The organism is Sphaerisporangium sp. NPDC049002 (assembly GCF_040649355.1).
Lineage (GTDB): Bacteria > Actinomycetota > Actinomycetes > Streptosporangiales > Streptosporangiaceae > Sphaerisporangium.
This window is the reverse complement of record NZ_JBEZFH010000377.1, coordinates 1-3,338: the sequence shown is the minus strand read 5'-3', so window position 1 is coordinate 3,338 and position 3,338 is coordinate 1. Positions and strand designations below refer to the sequence as shown.

At 74.9% G+C, this 3,338-nt stretch carries 3 protein-coding genes and 1 pseudogene; 1 reads left to right on the top strand and 3 read right to left on the bottom strand.

Annotated features, from left to right (window positions below):
* Positions 1-1,281, top strand: a pseudogene (locus AB0B89_RS35610) (hypothetical protein); the annotation flags it as partial.
* A 6-nt stretch (positions 1,282-1,287) separates the two neighbouring features.
* Here AB0B89_RS35610 and AB0B89_RS35605 read toward each other — a convergent pair.
* The 3 genes from AB0B89_RS35605 to AB0B89_RS35595 form a co-directional block, all read right to left on the bottom strand.
* Positions 1,288-2,061: an NRDE family protein gene (locus AB0B89_RS35605; RefSeq protein WP_358561947.1), complete on the bottom strand. Its 774-nt coding sequence runs from the start codon at positions 2,059-2,061 to the stop codon at positions 1,288-1,290.
* A 74-nt stretch (positions 2,062-2,135) separates the two neighbouring features.
* Positions 2,136-2,900, bottom strand: a complete 765-nt coding sequence (locus AB0B89_RS35600) for an SCO1664 family protein (RefSeq protein ID WP_358561944.1) — start codon at positions 2,898-2,900, stop codon at positions 2,136-2,138.
* Positions 2,897-3,338: DUF3090 domain-containing protein (locus AB0B89_RS35595; protein WP_358561941.1), on the bottom strand; the 442-nt coding region annotated here is incomplete at its 5' end. The genes AB0B89_RS35595 and AB0B89_RS35600, both read right to left, overlap by 4 nt.

Genomic DNA, 3,338 nt, shown 5'->3' with positions numbered 1-3,338 from the left:
GTAGTGGAGAGGCAGGGGCCCCGCCCTCAGAGCGAGATGGCCGAGCTGGCTGCCGCCACCCTCGCGGCCCTCGCGGCCATCCACGAGGCGGGCACGGCGCACGGCGGCTTCCGGCCCGGATGCGTGCTGATGGGCCCCGACGGGCCCCGCGTGATCGACTTCGGGGTCGGGCGCGCCCTGGACGGCCCGGCCGCGACCGGCCGGCTCGCGGGCGCCTCGCCGTTCACCGCGCCCGAGCACCTGGCGGGGACGGTCCCCGGTCCCGAGAGCGACATGTTCGCGTGGGCAGGCACGATGGTCTACGCCGCCACCGGGCGCGCCCCCTTCGGCCAGGACTCGGTCCCCGCGGTGATCAACCGCATCCTGAACGGCATGCCGGATCTGGCCGCGCTGTCCGGAGCGCTGCGCGGCGCCGTCGAGTCCTGCCTGGAAAAGGCCCCCACCCGGCGGCCCTTCGCGCGGGAACTGCTCGCCCACCTCGAAGGGTCTTCCCTCGCGCCTCGCCTTCCCGCCGTCCCCGCGTGGCCCGCGTACGCCGCCTCCCCGCCGGCCCCGCCGGCCCGGTCGTACGAGGGGCCCATCCCGCTGAGCTCGCGGCCGATGTGGCCGAGGCCCCCGGAGATCGCGCGCCGCGACCCGGCGCCCCGGGAGCCGACGGCGGGACCGGAACCCTCGCCGCGGCCCGGCGAGCTCCCGGCGGACGCCGCCATGGCGCCGGACAGGCAGGCCCTCACCCGCCGCAGGCGCGACCGCGTCCTCGCCGTGGCCGCCTTCGCCCTGCTGGCCGCCGTCGTCGTGGCCCTGTTCGCCGCGCCCGGAGGCTCCACGAACAGGGAGGTTCCGGGGGCGGCGCTCGCCCCCACGCTGGGCCTCGCCCTCGCGCCCACCCCGGAGCCGGAGGTCACGCCCGAACCGACCCCGGTGCCCTCGCCGTCGGCGAGCGGTTCCAAGGCGGCGGAGAAGCCCCAGCCGAGCTGGAAGGCCTCGACGACCCGGGTCGCCAGGCCGGTGCTGGCGGTGACGCCCAAAAAGGTCCGGGTCCAGTCCGACTACGTCCTCTACGTGAACATCAGGCTCAAGGCGCCGGGGGCGGCCGTGCACTGGCGCGCCTCGATCACCGAGGGCAGCGTGCTCAGCTCGACCAAGGGCCGGATCGCCGCGGGGGGCTCGGCCGTCGTCACCGCGTACGGCACGCCGTACTGCAGCACCTCCAAGGTCCGGTTCACCTCCAACGGGGGCGACAGGACCGTGACGATCATCTGGGGCGGGGTGCTGTGCTGACCGGGCTCACGGGGTGCCCGGCAGGCGCATGACCTCGTACCACGAGCCCGGGTCGTCCGGACGCGGGCAGAAGTCGTAGCGCAGCGCGCCCGCGCCCAGGGCGACCAGCGTGACCGAGGACGTGCCCCACACGCGCCCGTCCGCCGACTGCTCGCGGACCACCAGCGCCCTCGGATCGGTGAGGGGAAGGCCCGCCCCGGACGCGAGCCCGCGCCAGGCCCCCCATGCCTCCTGTGCCTCCCGCGCGTCCCGTGAGCCGTCGCCGGTGGCCCAGGCCGAGGGACGCCCGGCGGCGGCGAAACGCGGCCGGAAGTAGGCGGCCCGCGCACCCGCGGCGTCCCGGTCCCACCCGGTGTTGACGATGACGTGCACGCCCGCCGGGAGCTTGTCCTCGGTCACGCCGCGCCCGTCCCAGCTCCAGAGCCGCACGCCGTCGAGGTCCGCGACGAGCAGGTGGAAGGGGTCGTACCTGGACAGGTCTCCCCCGGGAAGCTCACCGGCGGCGGCCGCTCGAAGCGGCAGGTCGCCGCGGGACCCGCGTACGGACGGATCGGCCTGCGGGCCGCACCCGTTCAGCAGCGCGGCGACGCGGGAGCCGAGGGGGTCGACGGCCAGCCAGGTGCCGCCCGCCGACAGGTCGCGCCCGCCCACCAGGCCGGGGAACTCCGGCCAGTGCGCCGCGGGCGGCTCCCAGGGCCGCGCCGCGAACTCGTCACGTACTCCGGCGAGCACCACGGGCGTCTCCGCACCGGGCTCGACACCGACGATCACCGTACACACGCCCGTTCCCTCCAAGGCCGGTAGAGATGGACAGCCCACCCAGGGTACGCCTCCGGCATGGAGAGGTCAGCGGGTCAGATCGGCGGCCAGGGGATCGCGGGCCAGTCGTCGGAGGGATACGGATGGATGCCGGTGCTGAGCAGCCGGCGCACGCGTTCCCACGTGGCCTCCACCTCCGGCAGGGTCAGCAGCTCGCGCAGCCGGCGGCCCAGCCTGCCGCGCTCGATCTCGCGCTCCAGCCGGGCCAGGACGTTCACCGCCTCGCGCGGGAGCGGCTTGCCGCGCCACTGCCACAGCACGGTGCGCAGCTTGTCCTCTGCGGAGAAGCAGACCCCGTGGTCGACGCCGTAGATGTGCCCGTCGGGCAGGGGCAGCAGGTGGCCGCCCTTGCGGTCGGCGTTGTTCACCACGGCGTCGAAGATGGCCATGCGGCGCAGCACGGGGTCGCGGCTGCGGATCAGGGCCATGAGGTCGGCCTCGGGATCGGTGTCGATCCACAGCTGGCACATGCCCGGGCCGAAAGGGCCGTCGCGGTAGACGCTCGGCGGCACGATGCGCCAGCCGGTGGCCGCCGACACCTCGAAGGCGGCGACCTCCCGCGCGGCGAGGGTGCCGTCCGGGAAGTCCCACAGCGGCCGCTCGCCCCTGACCGGCTTGTAGACGCACTCGGCGACCAGGCCGTCGAGGCGGATGGAGCAGTAGAGCGTCATGTTGGTCGCCTCGACCAGCCTGCCGGCGACCTCGATGGTGCCCTCGCGCAGCAGGCGAAGGGCGGTGACGTCGTCCAGTCCGGACGTACCGGGGATGCTGCTGAGCCGGGGGTCGCTCTCTGCACTCACGTACTGTCCCCCCGGTGGCCGTTGAGGCGGACGCAGATGTGTCCCTCCGCGTCGAGTGGCTGCCCGCACAGCGGGCACGGCGGCCGTCCGGCCGCGACGATCTCCAGCGCCCGCTGGGTGAACGCGCGGGCGGCGGCGGCGCTGATGTGCACCCGCAGGACGGCGGAGTCGGGCCGGTCGTCGTCGATGACGGGCTCCTCCTCCTCGTCGTCCGCGGAGACCTCCTGCGCCTCGATGACCACCTGCGAGGTGTCGGGATCCCAGGCGAGGGCCATGGTGCCCACCCTGAAATCCTCGTCGATCGGAAGGTCGAGGGGTGCCTTGTCGGCGAGCTCCACCGGGGCCATGGCGGGCACCGGGGCGGTGCCTCCGCTGCGGCGCAGCACCTCGTCGAGCAGCTCGTCGAGCCGATCGGCCAGTACCGCGACCTGGAACTTC